The following is a 21,431-nucleotide window of genomic DNA, read 5'->3' as shown; positions in this document are numbered from 1 at the left end:
GGAGAGAGACGATGGGCGGGTATGCCGGCCAGTCAGCGATCGACAGCGATCAGAACCTGTTCCGGTCCGCGCGTTTGACCGGCCGTCCATTCGACCGCGTCCGGCGCGGTGAGATGAAAATCCGGCATCACACGCAACCATTCTTCGAGCGCCACGCGTAATTCGAGGCGCGCCACGTTCGAGCCGAGGCAACGATGCTCGCCGGAGGAAAACGTCAGATGCCGATTGCGTTTGCGATCGAGTTTGACGGTATCGGGCTCGTCGAACACGGCCGGATCGCGATTGGCGGCGGCCAGCGGCAGAATCACGCGCTCCTGCGCAGCGATGCAGCGGCCGTGCAGTTCGACCGGCTCCGAGGTCAGGCGCGCAATCGAAACCGGCGCATAAGCGCGCAACAATTCTTCGACCGCAGTGGTGCGCATCATGTCCGGCTGCGCCAACAGTTGCGCGCGATCGTCGGCGTGCGATGCGAGGTGCCACAGGCTTGCGCCCATCGCGCTCCACGTCGTGTCGGCACCGGCCAGAACTAGCAGGAAGAGGCTGCCCAGCTTGTGCTTGCGGCTAAGCGGTTCGCCGTTCAGCGTGGCATGGGCGAGATAGCTGATCAGATCGTCACCCGGCGCGCTCGCGCGTTCTTCGAGAAGCTTCTCCAGATACGCCAGCTTTTCTTGCACGACGGCGCTGCGCACCTTCTGGTCGAGCGGGCCAAGCCGCACCAGTCTGACGACCCAATCGACGAAACGGTTCTGTGCGTCGAGCGGGACCTTGAGAATGTGCGAAATCACCGAGAGCGCGAGGGGGCGCGCGTAATCGCCGACGGCATCGCCTTCGCCTCGCTCGGCGATGGCCGTGGCGAGCCGGCGTGCTTCGTCGCGCACGAACGGTTCCAGTTCGGCGATCTTCGCGGGCGTGAAGAAAGGCGCGAGCAGATCGCGATGTGCCTTGTGGTCGTCAGGACTCGACGTGAGCGGCGGCAAAAAGAGTTCATGGCCGATTTCCGGGATCGGTCCGGCCACTTCGACGGCGCGTGACGAAAAGCGCGCGCCGTCGTGAGCGATGTCGCGCACGTCGTCATAACGGGTGACGACCCATGAGCCGCCCCACTTGTCACTGTGCGCCACGGGGCAGCCGCCTTTGCGCATTGCAGCCCATAGTGCGTCCGGGTCGTTGGCGTAGTCGCCTGCGAAGATGTCGTAGCCGTCCTTTACGTTGCCTGCGTTCGTTGTGTCGCTCATGAGTGTCTCCAGTGTCGTTCCCTGTCACGTGCAGTTAACACTACATATAACAATCCAAAATGTCAAAGTGTGTAGAACGTTTTATGTGACATCCGAAGCGACAGGATGCCTTCCGGCTGTCGTCGGAGATTGCCTATAACCTGCTGGCAAAGGTCGCCGTGCCGATGCCGCGTTTACACCTATCGAGGTTGACGCAAGCGATGAACTAGACTTGTCTATGTTCTACATAAAAATAAACATAGGAATGAATTAGGTAGATAAAATTCTGTGTGCGTCGCGGTGTTCCGGCAGTCCGTAACAAACATGGCGCGCCACAGCCCGCATTCACTACAATCGATGGAGCGAAGCGATGGGCGTGGAGGTTGGATTGGCCGGGTCATACTGGGCGAAAGACACATCGTTGGAGGTGCTGGACTGCACGCTCGGCGACCTGTTGCGTAAAGCAGCAGCGGAGGTGCCCGAGCGCATCGCACTGGTTGAAGGAATCGACGGCTACGCGGCGCGGCGGCGCTGGAGTTATCGCGCGTTGCTCGAAGCGGCCGAGCAGGTGGCGCATGCGCTGCTTTCCCGTTTCGCGCCCGGCGAGCGGATTGCGGTGTGGGCGCCGAACTGTCCCGAGTGGATCCTGTTGCAACACGGCGCGGGGCTCGCGGGAATCGTTCTGGTGCCGGTCAACCCGGCTTTTCTCGCGGACGAACTCACGCACGTTCTGAAGACGTCGGAAGTCGCTGGCGTCTTCTACGCATCGCTCTACCGCAATAACGATCTGTCGGCGGTCCTCTCGTCGGTGCGCGCGCGCCTGCCGCATCTGCGCGAAACGGTGTGTCTGAGCGACTGGGAGGACTTCGTCGATTCGGCCAGCGCGAGAACGCCGCTGCCGGCAATCGCCCCCGGCGATATGGTGCAGATTCAGTACACGTCCGGCACCACTGGATTTCCCAAAGGTGCCTGTCTGCATCAACGCGGCATCGTCAACGCATCGCGCTTCGCCGCGTTGCGCGCGGGCTTCGGCGACGGCGGCGTGTGGGTCAACGCGATGCCGCTGTTTCATGTGGGCGGCTGCGGCGTGTCCGCGGTCGGTGCGCTGGCGCAACGCGGGACCTTCGTGCTGATGCCGGGTTTCGATGCCGCGAAGATGCTGGAAATGATCGAAAGCGAGCGAGGTACGGCCACGCTGGTCGTGCCCACAATGCTGGTTGCGATGCTCGATCATCCGGATCGGCCGCGCCGCGATCTGTCGTCGCTCAAGCTGATTCTCTCCGGCGCGTCGGCTGTTCCCTCCGCGCTCGTCAGGCGGACAACCACGACGTTCGGCTGCAAGTTTTCGATCCTCTTCGGTCAGACGGAACTGAACGGCGTCATTACGCAAACCAGTGGCGACGACTCGCCCGAGGATCAGGCCGAAACGGCAGGCCGTCCGTTACCGCAGATGGAACTGAAAATTGCCGACCCGATCTCGGGCGAAGTGCTGCCGCTCGATACGTCGGGCGAAATCTGCGCGCGTGGTTATCAGACCATGCAAGGCTATTTCAACGCGGCCGATGCAACCAGCGCCACGCTGCGCGAAGACGGCTGGCTTCACACGGGCGATCTCGGTGCCATGGATGAGCGCGGATATGTACGCGTCACAGGCCGACTCAAGGACATGATCATTCGCGGCGGCGAGAATATTTATCCGCGTGAGATCGAAGAGGTGTTGTTCGATCATCCCGACATTGCGCACGTGTGCGTGATAGGTTTGCCCGACGAGCGGTGGGGTGAAGTCGTGGCGGCAGTCATACGGCTCTCGGCTAACGACGGGGCGGCTCCTGATACAGCACCTCCTTGCGCGGCATTTGTCGACGGCTTGCATGCGTGGTGCCGCAGCCGTCTCGCCGCCTACAAGACGCCTGCTATCTGGTTCTTTATCGACGAATGGCCGCTCACCGCGAGCGGCAAAGTACGCAGGCATGTGCTGCGTGAGCAGATCCTCGGTGGCGGCCATCGCGGACTGGTTGCCACGAAGACGCCCGCGCGACCAGCCGGTTGAGCTGGCTAGCCGCATGACTGCACGCCTCGCCCTTGCGACAAGCGCCTCGATGCGGGCCGCTTCCACAGATTCCGCTGCGCGGCGCATGAGTTCCGGCAGCGCCCGTTCCTTGCTGCTCACTTTGCTCGGCGAATTCGTGCGACCCGGCGGACGCGCGGTCTGGACCGCCACACTCGTTCAAGCGATGGGCGGAATCGGGATCACGGAAAAGTCGGCGCGTCAGGCGATCGCGCGGGCGGGGGCGTCGGGATGGATCGAGGCGCACCGCATCGGTCGCGAGACCTGCTGGGTGCTGACCGCGCGCGGACGCCGCATCATCGACGAGGGCGCGCAGCGCGTGCAGTCGATGAGCCGCACTGCGCCGTGGGACGGCCGCTGGCTGGTGGTCGCGATTTCGCTGCCGGAATCGCACCGGCCCGAGCGCATCAAGCTGTATCGCGCGCTGTCGTGGGCGGGTTTCGGCAATCCCATGCCGGGGCTCTGGGTCAATCCGCACACGGAACGTGAAGACGAGACGCATCGCGTGGTCGAACAACTGGGTCTGTCCACCTTCACGTGCGCATTCGCCGGTTCCGGATTGCGTTTCGGTTTGACGGACCGGCAGTTGGTCGAAAAGTCATGGGACCTGGAGTCGGTCGCAGCACATTATGACTTGCTGCGCGAACAGTTCGGCAAGCTGCGGCCGCGCTCCGATGACTCGATCCTGTTCACGCACGTCAAACTGGTGAACGCGTGGCAGCGCGTGCCGTTCATCGATCCGGGTCTGCCGGCCGCCTTGCTGCCGTCGCGCTGGCGGGGCCGCGAGGTGGCCGCGAAGCTCGAGTCGCTGCGCGAGCAATGGAGCGGTGCGGCGCATGCTCGTTGGGATGAACTCGCGGGCGCCGCGCCGGTGCTCTGAGCGGCGTCGCGCCGGCTCGTTGCGCTAGCGGTTGGTGATCCTGGCCGGCAGCAGGAATGTGAGCAGGCAGCCCAGCATGGCCAGTCCGGCGAATACCACGAGCCCGGCGCTCACGCTATGCGTGGCATCCTTGATCCAGCCGATGAGGAAGGTCGCAAAGAACCCGCCGAGGTTGGCCACGGAGTTGATGAGCGCAATGCCCGCCGCCGCGGCGCGTCCTTTCAGCAGACTGCCGGGTATCGCCCAGAACACGGGAAAGGACGCAAAAATGCAGGCGTTGGCGACGGTGAGAAGGGCGAGCGTGATGAACGTATTGTCGAGAAAGCGTGCCGCGATGGCGATGCAGACACCTGCGGTGAACAGCGGAATGATCAGATGCCAACGCCGCTCGCGATGTTTATCCGAACGTGTCGCAAGCACCAGCATCAACAGGATCGCCGCGAGGCTCGGAATCGCGGTGAGGAGGCCGATTCGCAGACTGCCCTGGACGCCCGACTCGCGAATGATGGTCGGCAACCAGAAGCCGATCACATAGATGATCAGCGCCAGCGTCATGTTGATCAAAGACAATACCCACACATAGCCGTTACGCAACGCCGGGCCGGCGCCTTCGTGCTTCAGCATCGGCGGATGGCGTTCGAGATCGGCGCGTAACGCGTCTTTTTCGCTTGCGGTCAGCCAGGCCGCCGCCTGAGCGTTGCGCGGCAACAGAATCAGCACCAGCAGGCCGAGGGCGATCGATGGAATGCCTTCGAGAAAAAACAACCATTGCCAGCCGGTCCAGCCATGCACGCCGGCGGAGGCGCCCATGATCCAGCCTGACAGCGGGTTGCCGATCAGACTCGCGAGCGGCAGTCCCATCAGAAACAGCCCGACTGCGCGGCCGCGCAGGTCCGGCGGATACCACTGCGTCAGATAGAGCAGCACGCCGGGCAGAAAGCCGGCCTCGGCCGCGCCGAGCAGGAAGCGCACGACATAGAACTGCGTTGGTGTCGTCACGAGCAACGTGCACATGGACAATGCGCCCCACGTGATCATGATGCGGCTGATCCACAGCCGCGCGCCGAAGCGATGTAGCAAGAGATTGCTCGGCACTTCCAGCGCGACATAGCCGACGAAGAACAGGCCCGCGCCGAGCCCGTAAACCGTTTCGCTGAACTGCAGATCGACTGACATCTGTAATTTCGCCAGACCGATGTTGATGCGGTCGAGATACGCGGCGAGATAACAAAGGCACAGAAACGGGATGAGCCGCCAGGTGATCTTCCGGTATATCGACGCCGTCGTTGCAACGGGCAACGCGATGCCGGACGCTTCATAAGTCGGTTGCATTTGGTTTTCCTTTGAGCTTGCACGTGCGGTGGCGGGAGGGGAACAGGAGCGACGCCGCGTGACCTAGAATTTGTGCCGCAAACCGATGCGTACCGCGAGCTGATTGGTCGTGGAGGAAGCAGGCAGCGAGTACAGGTTGGCCACCTTGGCATCGCCACCCGCATGCTGGTAAGAGACCGACGTGTAGACGTCCGTGCGTTTGGAGAGGAAGTAATCCACGGTGCCGCTAACCTGCTGGTACTTCGGCTTCATGCCGGAATCCACCAGCTTGACGTTGCTCTGTGCGAGCGCGGTGGTCAGAAATAGTGCGGGACTCGCCGCGTAACTGCCGAAGACCTCGAAGTTGTCGACATTCACGGGCGAGGTGGTGACGTCGAAACGCACATGGCTGTAGGTCGCGCCGACGGTGAACTTGCCGATCTGGTAGTTGCCGGACACGACCGCGATCTGTTGTTTGAGCACGGTGCCGGTCTCGTAGAGCGCGGGGAGCGACGGATAATCGGAGCCGGAAGTTCCGGACATGCCCACCGCGCCCGTCGTGTTGCCGGCCGGCTGGCTTAACGCCTCGTATGCCGCGGCGATTGAAAACGCGCCGTGTTTATAGCTTGCCCCGACGTTCCATGCCCGGTTGGTCGCGAACGAGCCCGCCTCGTTGCCGAACGCGTAAATACCGCCGAACGAAAAACCGCCGTAGCTCGGACTGATGTATTTCACTGCGTTGCTAAGACGGAACGTGTGCTGGAGGTTGTCGTTGTCCTGAACGTGTCCGGAATAGACGCCGAGATACGGTACCGAACTGACAGGGATGACGAAATCCGCGACAAGGTCGTATTGCCGGCCGACCGACACCGTGCCGTACTGATTCGACAGGCCAAGATAAGCTTGCCTGCCAAATTCGCGGCCGCCTTGCATGAAAGTGCCGTCGAACAGGTTGAAGCCGCTTTCCACCACCGCGACGCTTGTCAATCCACCGCCCAGGTCTTCCGTGACACGCAGTCCCCAGGCGTCGCCCTGCATCACGCTGCTGGCGGTTTGCCAGTTCGATGATCCCTTCTGATTGTTGGTATAGGTGAGGCCCGCGTCGATCAGGCCATAGAGCGTCACCGTCGCGTGCGCGGCGCCTGTGAACGCAAGACAGGTTATGCCGAAAGCAATCTTTTTCATCAACGTCTCCGAATGTTCAAGATTCTTTTTGTTATACGTAGGACTAAGGATTTTGATCTGGCGTCGCGCTTTGCGTAGCTACGATTCGTTCGTCGCGGAACGTGGGTCGTTTGCGGAGCGCTTCTGATGTGCTACATTGTGCGATAACAATTTACATCGCATGTAGCATTTATGCAGCGACGTGTTTACCCTTAAACGCCGATTGGCGGCGGCGGGGAATGCGCTCGCCAGTCCACCATGGAGCAGGGACATATGAAGCTCAATCCGTTCATCGATCTGCTGGGTGCAAGGGTCGAAGTGTGGCGTGATGGCTATGCCGAGATCGTTTTACCGGTTACGCCGAACCTGCTGAATTCCGGCGGCATCCTTCACGGCGGTGTGACCGCCGCGCTGCTGGATTCGGTATGCGGCCTCGCGGGCCTGTTCAATCGTGAAGCGGGGAAGCAGCGCGTCGGTTCGACCCTCTCGCTGACGCTGTCGTATCTGGAAAAGGGCGTGGGCACACATATCGTCGGCAGGGGCTATGTTCAGCGCGAAGGCCGGTCAGTGTTCTTTGCCAACGGCGAGGCATGGACCGATAGCGGTGTGCTTATGGCCACCGCGCAAGGCGTGTTCAGCCACGCCACGTTTGCGGCGTGAGGCAGAGGGCCGCGGCTCATGTGGGCGCGCTTCGCGGCTTGACGTGTCCGTGGCAAACTGCCTACCATCGGACGTTTTTTACAGCGCCCTCAATTTTTACGCTCGTCAGATCAGGAACGCGGAATGGCAGATTCGTCTCACAACGCAATTGAATTCGGCGACGAAGCCGATACCGCAGAACGCGTCACGCCGGGCAGCGCTCGCTCGCTCCTGTTGACGCTGCTCGGCGAGTTCGTCGTGCGCGAGGATCGTCCCGTGTGGACGGCTACCCTGCTGCATGCATTAGAAGGTGTTGGCGTGGCCGAAAAAGCGGCTCGTCAGGCGATTGCGCGTGCGGCAACGGCGGGATGGATCGAGAATGCACGTGACGGCCGGCGCGCCAGCTGGTCGCTGACCGCGCGCGGCCGCGAGCTGATCGCAGCGGGTTCGCTGCGTGTGAAATCGCTGGCGGGCGAAGCGTGGAATGGTCATTGGCTGGTCCTGCATCTGTCCTTGCCCGAAACGCATCGCACGATGCGCGTTAAAGCCTATCGCGCACTGAGCTGGTTGGGCTTCGGCAATCCATCGCCAGCCCTGTGGGTCAACCCTCACGTGAACAGGCAGGGTGAAACGAAGGCGGTACTTGCGGAGCTAGGTCTGTCGGGGGTGGCGTTCGGGTTTGTCGGCAAATCGTTCGATCTCGGCGTGAGCGATGCCGAGCTCGCGCAGCGCGCATGGAATCTCGACGCCGTGTCGGAGCATTATCGCGAACTCGCCTCGACGTTCCAGAAAATGCGGCCGCGCTCGGACGACGCGATCCTGTTTGCGCACGTGCAACTGGTCAATCAGTTGCAACGCTTGCCCTATATCGATCCCGGTCTGCCGGACATTCTGTTGCCAGCCGGTTGGCAGGGGCGCCAGGACGCCGCGAAGCTGGGCGCGATTCGGGCGCGCTGGCAAGACGCCGCCCACGCGAGGTGGACGGAGCTAACCGGTACCGCGCCGGCGCGCTAACCGGCTCAGCAGTTGGGGGCGACACTCGAAGGCGCGGTGAGCGGCGTGTCCCGCGGGCTGCCCGGTGCATCGGCGGCGGGCCATTGCTCAACGAGTTCGCGCTTGAGAATCTTGCCTGATGCATTGGTCGGCAACGCGTCGTAGCGCAGCCACCAGCGGGACGGAATTTCGAAGCGACCGAGCGTCGCGCCGGCGTGCGCCGCGAGATCGTCCGCGCATAGCGTCGCGCCCGAGCGCAGCACCACAGCGGCCGCCACTTCCTCGCCGAGATCGTCATGCGGCAATGCGACGACGGCGACCTCGAGCACATCCGGATGCGTAGCCAGGCAGCGCTCTACATGAGCCGACGCGATATTCTCGCCGCCGCGAATGATGATGTCTTTCGAACGGCCCACTACATAGAGTCGATTCTCTTCGTCGAGACGGCCGAGGTCGCCCGTACGAATCCAACCGTCCTTGTCGGCGATCGACGCTTCTTCGCCCCAATAGCGGCTGGCCGCTGAAGGCGTGCGCGCGCAGATTTCGCCCACGCCGTGCGGATCCGCTTTATCGATCCTGATCTCGACCACCGGCAACGGCCGGCCGACGCAACCTGGCCGCCCCTGCAACTCCGCACCGGATGCCGCGGCTAGCACGCCGCCCGCTTCCGTCAACCCATACAAGCTATTGACGCGCTTCTTGATGAGCGGAAACGCCGCCTGAATTTTCGCGCGCAGTTCGGGCGAGACGGCGGCACCGCCCATCGGAATGGATTTGACGCTGGAGGTGTCGTAGTCGGCGAAGTGCTCGAACTCGACTACGCGCGACACCATCGTTGGAATGCCGCCCCAGACGCGTACGCGTTCCTGCTGGATCAGGCTCAATACCTTTTCGGGTGTGAAGCGGCCTTCCAGAAAAATCAGCGCGCCGCCGGACAGCAGCGTGGAGAAGCTGATCTGAATGCCCGACAAATGAAACAGCGGCACGCTCAGCAAGCTGGTGGTGCCGGCGTGGTCCGGGCCCAGTTCATTCGGCAGGCGGCCGGTCAGCACCAGCAGATTCTGGATGTTCGCGATCACGGCGCGATGCGACATCACTACGGCCTTGGCTGCGCCTGTCGTGCCCGAACTGAACATGAGAATGGCCGGATCATCTTCCGCAATAGTCGCGTCGGGCAGATGGAACATTGCGTCGGCGCCATGTTCCGCGTGCAACTGATCGAAGGCGAGCCGTGTATAGCCGGCTGGAAACGCTCGGTCGGCGGGGCGGTCGGTGACGATCAGCGCGGGCTTCACCAGATCCACTGCGTGAGCCGTTTCCGTGTCGCTCCACCAGGCATTGCCGAGTGCGGCGACGGCGCCCAGGCGCTGGGTCGCCCAGAACGCGAGCAGCCATTCGACGCTGTTGAAGCCGAGCAGCATCACACGGTCGCCAGTGCGCACGCCGGCTGCGCGAAGCTGTGTTGCCACCACGCCGACGGCGCGCGCATGCGTCTCGAAGCTGAGGCGCCGCTGTCCTTCGACGAGAAACGGTCGCTCGCCCCAGCGCAGGCTATCGGTCAGCAATTCGGCGAGCGAGCGTGGCCGGTTTCGATAGGCGCGGCAGGCATGCTGATCGACCGTGATCGATTCGACATCGCGGCCCCAACGTTGGGATTGACCGGCTTCGGTCATGACTTCCGCCATTTGTTACCTCTGTGATGGATAGAAAACGCGCCGTGCGCGAATTGCATTGCGTGGAACGGGAACCGGCGCGCTAACGCGTGGCGAAACCGAGCGCGCCGAGGACTTCTTCAGTGTGTTCGCCGACGGAGGGCGATGCGGCCACGTGCGAACGTCGCTTGCCGTCGAAACGGATCGGCGCTTCAACCGATTTCACCGATGCGGAACCGGCGCCGGTGTCCACTTCGATCCATGCGCCCGTGGCGGCGGCCTGCGCGTCGTCGATCAGATCCGCCGGCGTTTGCACCGGCGCCCACCACACGCCGTGTTCGTCGAAAACGTCGGCCCAATGCGCGAGCGGATGCGCGGCAAACGCGGCGTCGAGCATAGGAATGAATTCAGCGCGATGCTTCGCGATCGCCCGGGCGCTGTTGAAGCGCTCGTCGCCCAGCAAGTCGCTGCGGCCGATCGCGGCGAGCACCGAGGGCAGATGGCGTTGTGCCTCCACTCCCACCAGGAAGAACCAGCGGCCGTCCTGCGCGCGATAGGAGTTGTACAGGGGGGTACGCGATTCACCGCGCGGGTACGGCGGCTTCGGGTTGCCACCCATGGCTTGCACGCCGAGTTCGCCGCACAGCGCCCACATGCCGGTGCGTAGTAACGACGCCTCGACGAATTGGCCCCGGCCAGTGCGCTCGCGCTCCAGCAATGCCGCGAGCGTGCCGGTCGCCGCCGTCATCGCGGTGAAGCTGTCGCCGATGCCTTGCATCAGCGCAAGCGGCGCGCTGTCCTGCTGAGTGATCTCGTGCGAAATGCCGGTGCGCGCGAAAAAAGCCGCCACGTCGTAACCCGGGCGGTTCTGGTCGGGACCACCCCAGCCATAAGCGCTAACCGAGCAATAGACGAGCCGCGGATAGCGCTCGCGAATTGCTTCGGGTGTCAGTTCGAGACGCATCAGTGCGTCGGGGCGCAAGTTGGTGAGCAGCACGTCGGCGCTGCCCAGCAGGGCGTCGAATGCCTGCATGCCGGCCTCGGTTTTGATTTCGAGCGCCACCGACCGTTTGCCGCGATTAGCCGCCAGAAACGCACCATTGGGCGTGTCGCTGCGCGCGCCTAGCGACGAGAAGATTGCCCGCATCGGCTCGCCGCCCGGCGGCTCGATCTTGATCACATCCGCACCCCAATCGGCCAGCAGGCCGCCAGCGAGCGGGCCGGCCATCCAGTGCGCAAATTCGATCACCCGTATGCCAGCCAGCGGCTGTGCGCCTTGATCGTGCGGCGCTGCGTGTTCGCCGTGCGATGTCTCGCTCATATCTGTTCTCCAGGGTTTTCCAGAGGCATCCCGATCGATGAAGCCTGAAATGGCAATGCGGTTCTTGCGAGGGATCGGGTTGGCCTTGAAAAAATACTACATTCGTTGATACTATTAGTCAAACGATGTAGCATTTATTCAGGCGCTGGCGCAGTAGACCGGATTGAACGGTCGGCGGCCCCGTCCTCGCGGTCGGTAACCTTTTGCATGGAGCTATGTATGGAACCAGCGATCCTGGTCGAGAAAGACGGTCCGGTTGCGCGGTTGATCCTCAATCGTCCCGAAAAGCACAACGCGCTGAAATTCGACGACCTCGATACGCTGGTCGAAGCGCTGCACGAAGCGGAGGCCGACGACGACATCAAGGTGATCGTCCTGAAGGGGCGAGGGCAGTCGTTCTGCTCCGGGCACGATTACAACGACGCCGTGCGTTCGTACGGCCTCGAAGTGACCGAGCCGGGTGTGAAACCGCGCCGGCCGAGTCAGCGTTCGCGCTTGCTGCGCGACCGCAAGCTCGGCGAGAACTACATGGCCTTCCAGTATTCGCTAAAGCCGGTGATCGCGCAGGTGCAGGGTTGGTGCACGGGCGCCGGGCTCTATCTGGTGGAACTGGTGGACCTCGCGATTGCCGCGGACGACGCCCGCTTCAGCCATTCGGAACAACGCCTTGGACTCGCCGGCAATACGTGGCATCTGAATACGCAGATCATGACCTATGGTCCGAAGAAAGCGCGCGAGTTACTGCTGCTGGGCGACAACTTCGACGGCCGCGATGCCGAACGCCTTGGCCTCGTGAATCAAAGCGTGCCGCAGGAGCAACTCGAATCCACTGTCGAAGACTGGGCCCGCCGCGTCGCGCAACACCCACGCGACGCGCTCGTCACCGGCAAGGCAATGTTCCAGATGGCGCTCGACAGTCTGGGTGGTTCTCAGCAGTTCTATCGTGGCTATGTAGGCCACACGCTCGGCACCAATCTTCGGCTGGAAGAAGATGAATACAACTTTTTGCGCGAGCGGCGCGACAAGGGCACGACTGCTGCCTTCAAGGAGCGCAACAAGGTGTTCGACTGATTCGCCTGCGTTGCGCGGACATCGACGGCGCCGTGATTGAGCGCCTGTCGCATGCACATGAGAGGAGACGAGTATGAATCTGCATGTCACGGAAACGAGCAAGGAAGATGGCGTGGCGATTGTGCGTTTGAGCCGCCCCGGTCGCGGCAATTCCTGGACCAAACGCATGAACGAGGAGTATCGCTGGCTGATGGCGAGTCACGACGCGGATCCGGAGGTGCGGGTCATCGTCGTGACGGGCGCCGGGCGGCAGTTTTGCGTCGGCGCCGATTTCAAGGCGCTCGATCACTACGTCGACGCAAAACAGGATTATGTGGAAAGCACCAACGCACAGGCGTTGCCACAACCGGGACATGGTGTGCGTGAGGAATTCGATCACGAGATGGTCTGGCACTGGGGTTTGCAAAAGCCTGTGATCGCTGCGATCAACGGCGCCTGCGCGGGCATTGCCGTTGCACTCGCGTCGTTCTGCGACCTGCGCTATGCCGTGAGCGGCGCCAAGCTGACCACCTCGACGCCGCGCCTGGGCCTGCCGGCCGAATACGGGCTCGCGTGGATACTGCCGCGCATCGTCGGTCTGACGCATGCCATGGATATTCTGATCTCCGGCCGCGTGCTGGTTGCCGAGGAAGCGGACCGGATGGGCTGGCTGAACGGCGTGTTCGAGGCGGAAACATTTGAATCGCGGATCATGCAGATCGCCAAAGACCTTGCGAAGACCACCTCGCCGATCGCGGTCAAAACCGCCAAGCGGCAGGTCTATGCCGAGTTGCTGAGCGCCAACGTGGGCGCTGCTGTGGAAGATTCGAAGCGGCTGATCGGCGAACTGATGAAGGCGCCCGACTATCAGGAAGGCGTCAAGTCGATGCAGGAAAAACGCGCGCCGGCGTTCGCTGCGTTGGCGGCGCCGTGAACCGCGCAGTCGGCTGTACGCTGAAACGGGACACACGTGATGCGGACCGCCAGTCTGCATCGACGTCGGGCAGGAAGGAGAAACGGGATGCAAGCTGAGTTGAAACTTGAAGAGTCATATTGGCCAGCGGACCGCGCTCCGGATCTGTGGGAAACCACGCTCGGCGACGTGTTGCGTGACGCCGCACGGCAGGTGCCCGATCGAATTGCGTTCGTGGAAGGCAACGCCGCCACGAAGGCCACGCGCCGCTGGACCTACCGCGAACTGTTGAGTGCCGCCGAACGGGTGGCGTTTGCCTTGCTGAAACGCTTCGCTCCCGGCGACAGAGTGGCGGTGTGGTCGCCCAATTCCGCCGAATGGATTCTGTTGCAGCATGGCGCGAGTCTCGCGGGTCTGGTGCTCGTGACGGTCAACCCCGCCTATCTCGCCGATGAAGTCCGCCATGTTTTGCGCAGTGCCCGAGCAGCGGGGATATTTTTCACGGCGGCGTATCGCAACACCGATCAACGTGCGATCGTCGACGCGATTGCTCCGAGCTTGCCGCATCTGCGCGAGACGGTCTGCTTCGACGACTGGGCGCGATTCTGCGAGGCTGGCGACACGCCGGTTGAATTGCCGCGCGTGCAAGCCACCGATATGGTGCAGATTCAGTTCACGTCCGGTACCACCGGTTTTCCGAAGGGGGCGTGCCTGCACCATCGCGGCCTGGTCAACGCATCACGCTTCGCATCGTTGCGCGCGGACTTTCCGGAAGGCGGCGTGTGGATCAGCGCAATGCCGCTCTTTCACGTCGGCGGCTGCGCGGGGAGTCAGTTGGGCGCGTTCACGCGGCTGGGCACGTTCGTGATGCTCACGCAGTTCGACGCTGCCTTCATGCTCGACCTGATCGCCGCGGAGCGGGGCAATCACATTCATGCGGTGCCCACCATGGTGATCGCGTTGATGGAGCACCCGAGCCGGCCGCGACTGGATCTGACGAGTCTGAAGATGATCATGAGCGGCGGCACGCCCGTGCCCGCGCCGCTGGTGGTCAAAGTCATGCAGACTTTCGATTGCCGCTTCACGATCACGTTTGGGCAAACGGAACTGAACGGCGTCATCTGCCAGACCTTTCCGGACGACACACCGGAGCGCCAGGCCGAAACCATTGGACGTCCCGCGCCGCAGATGGAAGTGAAGATTGCCGACCCGCAAACCGGCGCCACTCTGCCGCTCGGCCAGACGGGCGAAATCTGGGCACGCGGTTATCAATCCATGCTCGGCTATTTCGACATGCACGAAGCGTCGAAAAGCACGCTTCGCGAGGACGGCTGGCTGCGCACCGGCGACCAGGCACGAATGGACGAGCACGGCTATCTGCGCATCACCGGGCGTTTGAAGGATTCGATCATCCGCGGCGGCGAGAACATCTACCCGAAAGAGATCGAAGACGTGCTGTGGACCCACGCGGCCGTTGCACAGGTCGCGGTGGTCGGAGCGCCGGATGCGAAGTGGGGCGAAATCGTGGCTGCGGTGGTTCGCTTCAAAGCCGACGCACCGAAGCCGGCCGCCGACGACCTGCACGCCTTCTGCCGCGCGCGGCTCGCAGCGTACAAGACGCCGGCGTTGTGGTTCTTCGTCGACGAGTTTCCCGCAACGTCGTCAGGGAAGATCCAGAAGTACAGGTTGCGTGAGCAGATCGCGGCGGGCGAGTTGAACAGCGAGCCACGCGTCGCCTCGCAAAGCGCAGTCCCGTCTGTCGCGAAGACCTCGATCGCATAGAGACTCAAAGCCGCGTGCGAAAGCTCGCGATACAAAACGGAGCGGTCACGCCGCCGCTCACAGGAGACAGGCATGATGTCATTCAATGACGCCTTGCGCGACAAGCAGACTTTCCTTCGCGAAGGCGAGAAGCGACTACTGATCGACGGTCAGCATGTGAGCGCAGCCTCCGGGCAGACGTTCACGTCGATCAATCCGGCTACGGGGCGCGTGATCGCGACCGTGTCCGATGGCGACGCGGTCGATATCGATCGCGCTGTCGCCTCGGCGCGCAAGGCTTTCGAAGGGCCGTGGAGCCGTTTCAAGCCGGCCGGGCGCCAGGCGCTGCTGCTGCGTCTCGCCGATGTCCTCGACGAACATTACGAAGAACTGGCGTCGCTGGATACGCTCGATATGGGCGCACCTTTGCTGCGCACGCGTGCTTCGCGCGAGCGCGCCGTCGGTCTGATTCGCTATTACGCAGGTCTTGCGATGAGCATTCATGGCGAGACAATTCCGAATTCGGTTCCAGGCGATATCTTTTCGTACACGGTGAAGGAGCCGGTCGGTGTGGTCGGCGCCATTACGCCCTGGAATGGACCACTGACCCTGGCGTTGTGGAAGATCGGCCCGGCGTTGGCCACCGGCTGCACGGTGGTGCTGAAACCCGCTGAGCAGTCACCGCTGTCGTCGTTGCGGTTAGGAGAACTCTGCCTCGAAGCGGGCTTGCCGGCGGGCGTGCTGAACGTGGTCACCGGACGTGGTAACGCGGGCGCGGCATTGGCCGCGCACCATGACGTCGACAAGATCGCCTTCACCGGATCCACCCACGTCGGGCAGAAGATCATCGAGGCGTCGGCCGGCAACATCAAGCGTCTATCGCTCGAATTGGGTGGTAAATCGCCTCACATCATTTTCGCCGACGCCGATCTCGACGCCGCGGTGCCGGCTGCCGCGATGGCGGTATTCGCCAACTCCGGGCAGATCTGCAGCGCCGGCACGCGGCTGTTCGTGCAGGAGGCGGTGTACGACGAGTTTGTCGAAAAGGTCGCGGCGTTCGGCAACGCATTGCGCGTTGGCGATCCCGCCGACCCCGGCACGCAGCTCGGGCCGCTCGTGTCCGAGCAACAATTGGCGCGCGTCGCCGGCTATTTGCGCGCTGGTCAGGATGAAGGCGCGACGCTGCTCGGCGGAGGCCTGCCGGCTGGCCAGTCCGAATTGAGCAACGGATTCTTCGTGCGCCCCACGGTGTTCGCCAACGTGCGCGACGAGATGCGCATCGCGAAAGAGGAAATCTTCGGTCCGGTGATTTCCGCGCTGCGGTTCAGCGACGCGGCCGATGTGATCGCGCGTGCCAACACCTCGGACTTCGGCCTCGGCGGCGGCGTGTGGACCCGCAGTCTCGCCACGGCGCAGCAGGTCACACGTGGCCTGCGCACGGGTTCCGTGTGGGTCAATTGCTATCAGGCGATGGATCCAGCGGTGCCGTTCGGCGGTTACAAGATGAGCGGTTACGGCCGCGAGTCTGGACGCGAACACGTCGAGGAGTTCCTCAATACCAAGGCGGTGTGGATCAATGCATAGCCATGGATGCCATGCGCTCGTGCACCTGCCCCGACCAGCCAACCGCTCGAACCCGAAGTGCGCGATTTCCGCAGCGTTACCGCGCGCGCATGTGAAAGGAGTGCCACATGCCTGCAACGTCTTTCTCTGAGCATTTCGACTACATCATCGTCGGCGGCGGATCGGCCGGCTGCGTACTGGCGAGCCGCCTGTCAGCGAAGGCCGCCAACCGCGTGCTTCTCTGCGAGGCGGGCGCCGACATTTCGCTCGACAACGTACCGCCCGCGATCCTCGACAGCTATCCGGGCACCGCTTATCTGAATCCCGACTACGTCTGGCCGGATTTGCAAGCGACGACTGTGCGGATTAACGGTGTAGCGGGGCGCGCACGCAAGTATGAACAGGCACGCATTCTCGGCGGCGGTTCGTCGATCAACGGCCAGTTCTTGAATCGTGGGGCGCCGTCCGATTACGACGCCTGGGAGGCGCACGGCGCGCGGGGCTGGAATTGGCAATCCGTGCTGCCATTCTTCAAGCGAATGGAAACGGATATTGACTTTCATGATGCGCTGCACGGCACGGATGGGCCGATACGTGTGCGGCGCATTTTCCCCGAGCAATGGTGCGGCCATGCGCGAGCTGTCGCCGCGGCACTCGAGGCGCAAGGTTATGACTATCTGCCGGATCAGAACGGCGACTTCCGCGACGGCTATTTCCCGATTGCGATTTCCAATTTCAACGAGCAGCGCGTGTCGGTCGCGACGACTTACCTGGACGCGGCGACGCGCAGTCGGCCGAACCTGACGATCAGAACCGGCACCGAAGTATCGAGCCTGATCTTCGATGGCACGCGTTGCACCGGCGTCGTGATTCAGGAAGGCGACAAGGGCAAACGCGTGGGCGGCGGCGAGATCATCGTCTCGTCGGGCGCAATCGGTTCGCCGGCGTTGCTGCTGCGCTCCGGGATCGGTCCGGTCGCGCATCTGCGCGATCTCGGCGTCGATATAGTGGCGGCGCTGCCGGGTGTCGGGCAGAACCTGATGGAACATCCGTCGATCGCACTGGCGTCGTTCATCGACGACGGCGCGCGCATCAACGATGTGACGCGCCACCATATCCGCATCGGAGCGCGCTATTCGTCGAAGATCGGCGGTGCGCCGCAAGGCGATATGCTGATTCTCGGCGTCACGAAAACATCGTGGCACGCGGTGGGCCGCCGCATCGGCACCTTGCTTAACTACGTCAACAACCCGTTCTCGAAGCGAGGCGAGGTTACGCTGCAGTCGCGCGACTGGCGTGTTCGACCCAACGTCGCATTGAATCTGCTGGACGACGAACGCGATCTGGACCGGCTCGTCGACGGTTTCCAGCGCATGGCCTTGTTGCAGGCGAGTGCGAGCATGCAAGCCGTGACCAAAGATCCTTTTCCCGCCAGTTACAGTGAGAAGGTGCGGCAGGTAGCGATGCTGAGCGCGAAGAACAGATTCATTACGGACGTACTGGCGAAACTGCTCGACGGTCCGGCACCCTTGCGCAGCTTCCTGATGCGGCGTGTCGTGGCCGGCGGTCCGACGCTGGACGAATTGCTCGGAGACGATACTGCATTGCGCGCTTTCATTCGGAGCGCGTGCGTTGGTGTATGGCATGCCTCGTGTACTTGCCGCATGGGTGGCACCGACGATCCACTGGCCGTGACGGACGAGTTTGCGCGGGTGCGTGGTGTGCAGGGATTGCGAGTTGTCGACGCGTCGATCTTTCCGGTCGTTCCGGGTGCCAACACGAACGCACCCACCATCATGGTGGCGGAGAAGATCGCCGACGGGTTGTTGTCGGCGCAGCGGGACGGCGGAGTGATCACGAATAGAACGATGGCGCCGTTGTGAGGCCTGTGGCTTCGCCCTGGTTTGTCCGGCCGATGCTCAATTGTCTGTCACGCAACCTGAGTGCACGTAAACGCCACCGCCGTTGGCGTAATGGCGCGGAGGGCGCCTCCTTTGTCGTGCTGCAGCCGTTCGCCCGTTACGGCCGTCGTGGTCATGTCAACGTCGGTGGCCGAATTTTTACATGACGGCTTTCGCGCGACGGAAGCTGTCAGGGAATGTAACGTTGCTCCCTGAGATCGGTCAGCATCTCGATGTACATTTCCTCTGAATCGATGCAAGCATGGAAGCCATGTTTGCGCGCCTTTATCGTGCTGGAGATGTTGTCAAAGGTCGTTTTGAAAATCATGTCGCCAAATTTCCACGATACGATTTGGTCATACGGGTAGTCTCGAAGGTTGTGCTTCTCGACCAGCCTGTTCCACAGTTCTGCCTTGTCGGCCATCATCTGCTGTAACGACATGGGGAACGGCTCACCGACCGGCGCATTGAAAAACCCCGCCAGACGCGGCCAGACGCGAGACCATCTGAAGTAATCGCCGTTCGTGATGTTGTAAATCTCGCCTCGGCATGCGTCGGTCTCGCCTGCCCAATCGACGGCGCTCGCGAGAATTCGAGTATCGGTGATCTGGTAGAGCGCGTCGTAAGCGGCGCGCGGGCCGGGAAAAGACATTGGAACGCCCAGAGCCTTCGCTAAGGTGCCATAGACGGCAATCACCATCAGCAGATTCATGGGATTGCCCACCGCCACCCCTGCGACGCCCTCGGGGCGAAATGCAGTCCAGGACCACGATTTGCCGACTGAACGTTCCCGAAGGAAATCCTCCTGGTCGTAGTAGAAGTTCGGTGGCATATGGCGCGGGTCGCTCTCCTTCGCGGGCGACGGAATCGGGCCAATATGCACGCCGTATGCCTTGCCTCCCTGCATCAGCGTGACGTGCTGCAGCTTCGGAGCGTACTTCTCCATGACCTCAACCGTGTTCTTCAGCATCCGCAGATTCACTGCGACCAGTTCCGCAGGCGTTGGCTTCTCCTGGTAGGCTGCGAACACGAGATGCGTCGCTTCCGGTACTTGTGCAAGTAGCGCTTCGCAGGACTCTCTGTCCAGCAAGTCGACGGCCAAATGCCTGGCGCGGGTCGGGAAATCAGGTGCGCGTCGGGAAACGGCGACCAGATCGACTCCCCTGGTTTCATAGTGTGCGAGTACTCCGCGTCCGATAACTCCAACCGCGCCTGCTACGACTACTGTTTTCATGTTCGTCTGCTCTCCAGAGTTTCGTAACGAGAATGTTCAGTCAATCGCGACTTTATGTCTGCTACTTCCCAGTCCCGCGAAGCGGCATCGATAGAAAGCGCCGTTCGTCGCTTTCCAGCACCATGCCGGCTTAGGTTGACATGACGAAGTCAGGTAGAACGAACTCACCGATCTCCTCAATGACCTCCCCTGCGGGGCGTTGGCCGTATTTCAAATTGACGATTACATGGTTAACGCCGACCTCCTGCAAGCTGTGCAGCAGCGCGATCAGGTGATGTCGTCCCAGTTGGTAGCCCAGGTGGATCGGCCGCGGTGGTGTCTGCGGGTTAGCTGTCAGGTCGATGTATAGCGACTGGGTGAAGGGTTTGAACAGTTCACCACATTCGGCACGAACCGCCGTGCGCCAGCGCTCGACAATCAACTGCTGAGCCTTCGGCGCACGCGGATAGGTGATCCAGCCATGACTGCAGCGGGCGATCCACTCCAGCGTCTGGCGGCTATGGCCGGTGACGAAGAAAGGAATTTCCGCCGTGGTCGGTTTGGGAATCAGATCTGCCCCCTCAAGTCTGCCGCCGGACCAGGTCAAAGGCACGAAACTGGTGAGCTGAACCTTGCGAAATACCTCGAGATATTCGCGGAACAGGCTGCCGCGCTGCTCCGGGTCCACACCGAATGCTGGAAACTCTACTGGCCGGTCGCCGGAAGCCACGCCGAGTAGCAGGCGGCCACCACTGAGCTGATCGACACTGGTTGCGGCCTTGGCGGTGTGTAGGGGATTACGGATTGGCAGGATGACCGACGCGGTACCCAGCGCAATCGAGCGAGTGTGTGCCGCCATAAAACCCAGGTAGACCCACGGATCGAAGACTTGGCCCGAATCACCGAAGCTGGGGTCGCGTAACGGCACGTCGCGAAACCAGAGAGCAGAGAAACCCAGCTTTTCGGCACGGTGGGCCAGGCTCACCTGGTCGAGCATACTCGGGGTGTCGCCGGTGAAGGCTTCGAGGGGAAAGAAAAGACCCAGGCTCAGGCGGCCTTGCCGGTAGGTGCGCTGAAAGCCAGGTTGTTGCTGATAGGGAATGGAATTTGGAGTAAACATGCTCTGGCCTGCATATTTCAACACATAGATTTCTGAGGGCTGAAAAAACGCCAGCGAGCACGTATCTGATCAGCGCTTTCAAAGGGGCTACCCGATGTTTCCAGGGCAGAACGTTCGGCATCGCACTTGTGCACTTCGTCGGTCACCGCGTCGGCTTCGAGTTCCGACGCCCGCAGAGTCAGCACGGCCTGACGGCCGAGCAGCAGGACGGACTCCAAGGTTTCCTCGCACCATGTAATCGGCATCGTGTTTGACCGACTCCAGCGCGTGTTCACGGTCAAAAGCGCGCACCAGCGATTTCACCTGCGGGAAGTAGCGCCGCGTACAAATAGACGATTTTGGCGAGCTAACGCCATCAGATCAGGATACCTTAATGGGCGGCGAGAACCACATTCCGGGCGGTAGGCATGGTGGTATTTTTGAGGTGCAGAGTGGCGGCTGGCGAACGGTCCGTCCAGACTCTTCAGCTTGCTCACCGCGAACTCTCAATTCGGTCAGTCCGACACGCTAACCGGTTCGTTGATCGCTATTTGCACTACAACCCTTCGGGCGACGGGATTAAGTTTAGAGCGAGGAGGGCGGCGTTTCTTTCTAGTTTCTGTCAAAACGTGTCGAAATCTTGCTTCATCTCGCGTTATCCGAATGACTGAATCGGCAAGAGGGACGGA

At 62.1% G+C, this 21,431-nt stretch carries 17 protein-coding genes; 9 read left to right on the top strand and 8 right to left on the bottom strand.

Translation table 11 applies throughout. The annotated features are described in order from the left end of the window. Window positions 1-32: 32 nt before the first annotated feature. Window positions 33-1,235 (bottom strand): cytochrome P450, encoded by a 1,203-nt coding sequence (locus tag HWX91_RS13865; protein WP_028194285.1) that lies wholly within the window; start codon window positions 1,233-1,235, stop codon window positions 33-35. A 349-nt stretch (window positions 1,236-1,584) separates the two neighbouring features. Here HWX91_RS13865 and HWX91_RS13860 point away from each other — a divergent pair, with 349 nt between their 5' ends. Beyond that, window positions 1,585-3,264, top strand: coding sequence for an AMP-binding protein (locus HWX91_RS13860; RefSeq protein ID WP_028194284.1), 1,680 nt, complete (start codon window positions 1,585-1,587; stop codon window positions 3,262-3,264). Between the two features lie 85 nt (window positions 3,265-3,349). Continuing rightward, window positions 3,350-4,162 carry a PaaX family transcriptional regulator gene (locus tag HWX91_RS13855; RefSeq protein WP_052660609.1) on the top strand — a complete coding sequence of 271 codons (813 nt, stop codon included), beginning with the start codon at window positions 3,350-3,352 and terminating at the stop codon, window positions 4,160-4,162. Window positions 4,163-4,186: 24 nt separating this feature from the next. On the opposite strand, the gene HWX91_RS13850 is transcribed toward HWX91_RS13855, so the two are convergent. Together HWX91_RS13850 and HWX91_RS13845 are read right to left on the bottom strand one after the other, a co-directional pair. Next, on the bottom strand, window positions 4,187-5,494 hold the full coding sequence (locus HWX91_RS13850) for an MFS transporter (protein ID WP_042273712.1): 1,308 nt from the start codon (window positions 5,492-5,494) through the stop codon (window positions 4,187-4,189). 63 nt (window positions 5,495-5,557) lie between these two features. Beyond that, on the bottom strand, window positions 5,558-6,658 hold the full coding sequence (locus HWX91_RS13845; RefSeq protein ID WP_028194282.1) for a porin: 1,101 nt from the start codon (window positions 6,656-6,658) through the stop codon (window positions 5,558-5,560). 252 nt (window positions 6,659-6,910) lie between these two features. Here HWX91_RS13845 and HWX91_RS13840 point away from each other — a divergent pair, with 252 nt between their 5' ends. Then, entirely contained in the window at window positions 6,911-7,297 is a 387-nt protein-coding gene (locus HWX91_RS13840) for a PaaI family thioesterase (protein WP_028194281.1), read from the top strand. A 123-nt stretch (window positions 7,298-7,420) separates the two neighbouring features. Beyond that, window positions 7,421-8,290: a PaaX family transcriptional regulator gene (locus tag HWX91_RS13835; RefSeq protein ID WP_028194280.1), complete on the top strand. Its 870-nt coding sequence runs from the start codon at window positions 7,421-7,423 to the stop codon at window positions 8,288-8,290. Window positions 8,291-8,295: 5 nt separating this feature from the next. On the opposite strand, the gene HWX91_RS13830 is transcribed toward HWX91_RS13835, so the two are convergent. After that, entirely contained in the window at window positions 8,296-9,954 is a 1,659-nt protein-coding gene (locus tag HWX91_RS13830) for a class I adenylate-forming enzyme family protein (protein WP_052660608.1), read from the bottom strand. A gap of 70 nt (window positions 9,955-10,024) precedes the next feature. Further along, the gene (locus tag HWX91_RS13825; protein WP_042273710.1) at window positions 10,025-11,242 is read right to left on the bottom strand and encodes a CaiB/BaiF CoA transferase family protein; all 1,218 of its coding nucleotides are present in this window, start codon (window positions 11,240-11,242) and stop codon (window positions 10,025-10,027) included. Between the two features lie 219 nt (window positions 11,243-11,461). Here HWX91_RS13825 and HWX91_RS13820 point away from each other — a divergent pair, with 219 nt between their 5' ends. The 5 genes from HWX91_RS13820 to HWX91_RS13800 all read left to right on the top strand — a co-directional run bounded on the left by HWX91_RS13820 (window position 11,462) and on the right by HWX91_RS13800 (window position 18,412). Further along, complete coding sequence (locus HWX91_RS13820; RefSeq protein ID WP_028194278.1) at window positions 11,462-12,313, top strand: enoyl-CoA hydratase/isomerase family protein; 852 nt, start codon at window positions 11,462-11,464, stop codon at window positions 12,311-12,313. Window positions 12,314-12,386: 73 nt separating this feature from the next. Next, the gene (locus HWX91_RS13815; protein ID WP_028194277.1) at window positions 12,387-13,226 is read left to right on the top strand and encodes an enoyl-CoA hydratase-related protein; all 840 of its coding nucleotides are present in this window, start codon (window positions 12,387-12,389) and stop codon (window positions 13,224-13,226) included. A gap of 87 nt (window positions 13,227-13,313) precedes the next feature. Beyond that, window positions 13,314-14,987 carry an AMP-binding protein gene (locus tag HWX91_RS13810; protein WP_174459529.1) on the top strand — a complete coding sequence of 558 codons (1,674 nt, stop codon included), beginning with the start codon at window positions 13,314-13,316 and terminating at the stop codon, window positions 14,985-14,987. Between the two features lie 72 nt (window positions 14,988-15,059). After that, on the top strand, window positions 15,060-16,550 hold the full coding sequence (locus HWX91_RS13805; RefSeq protein ID WP_162181278.1) for an aldehyde dehydrogenase family protein: 1,491 nt from the start codon (window positions 15,060-15,062) through the stop codon (window positions 16,548-16,550). A 107-nt stretch (window positions 16,551-16,657) separates the two neighbouring features. After that, a complete protein-coding gene (locus HWX91_RS13800) occupies window positions 16,658-18,412 on the top strand; it encodes a GMC family oxidoreductase (protein WP_028194274.1) in 1,755 nt (584 codons plus the stop codon). A 208-nt stretch (window positions 18,413-18,620) separates the two neighbouring features. Here the strand turns inward: HWX91_RS13800 and HWX91_RS13795 are convergent, their stop codons facing one another. The 3 genes from HWX91_RS13795 to HWX91_RS13785 all read right to left on the bottom strand — a co-directional run bounded on the left by HWX91_RS13795 (window position 18,621) and on the right by HWX91_RS13785 (window position 21,008). Beyond that, complete coding sequence (locus HWX91_RS13795; protein ID WP_028194273.1) at window positions 18,621-19,664, bottom strand: SDR family oxidoreductase; 1,044 nt, start codon at window positions 19,662-19,664, stop codon at window positions 18,621-18,623. A 130-nt stretch (window positions 19,665-19,794) separates the two neighbouring features. Next, on the bottom strand, window positions 19,795-20,763 hold the full coding sequence (locus tag HWX91_RS13790) for an LLM class oxidoreductase (RefSeq protein WP_028194272.1): 969 nt from the start codon (window positions 20,761-20,763) through the stop codon (window positions 19,795-19,797). A gap of 17 nt (window positions 20,764-20,780) precedes the next feature. Beyond that, complete coding sequence (locus tag HWX91_RS13785) at window positions 20,781-21,008, bottom strand: hypothetical protein (protein WP_028194271.1); 228 nt, start codon at window positions 21,006-21,008, stop codon at window positions 20,781-20,783. Between the last annotated feature and the right edge of the window lie 423 nt (window positions 21,009-21,431).

The organism is Paraburkholderia fungorum, assembly GCF_902833645.1.
Taxonomy (GTDB): Bacteria; Pseudomonadota; Gammaproteobacteria; order Burkholderiales; family Burkholderiaceae; genus Paraburkholderia; species Paraburkholderia fungorum.
Note: the sequence above shows the minus strand (reverse complement) of the source record. Positions and strands in the feature narration are given on the sequence as shown.